Origin of the sequence: Streptomyces sp. P9(2023), from assembly GCF_032436795.1 — a bacterium.
Lineage (GTDB): Bacteria > Actinomycetota > Actinomycetes > Streptomycetales > Streptomycetaceae > Streptomyces.
Genome location: NZ_JAUPWM010000869.1, coordinates 1 through 234 on the forward strand (window position 1 = coordinate 1; position 234 = coordinate 234).

A 234-nucleotide genomic window follows, 5' to 3' on the forward strand; every position below is an offset into this window, starting at 1 on the left:
TGAAGTGGCTTTCTGTGGTCAGGTCTTGAAGCACGAAACCTTTGTTTATTATCTTCTCAATAAGCCCAAAGGAGTGATTTCGGCGACAGAGGATGCCCAGCATGACACGGTGTTGGATTTGCTGGATGAGACAGCTCGTCATAAGCAAGTTTTTCCTGTAGGGCGATTGGATATCGATACACACGGTCTTTTGCTCTTAACGAACAATGGGGACTTGGCTCATGCTATGTTGTC

1 protein-coding gene is annotated in these 234 nt (G+C 46.2%); it reads left to right on the forward strand.

The annotated features are described in order from the left end of the window. Positions 1-25 precede the first annotated feature (25 nt). The coding region (locus tag Q5762_RS39740) for a pseudouridine synthase (protein ID WP_315897188.1) at positions 26-234 on the forward strand (209 nt) is incomplete at its 3' end.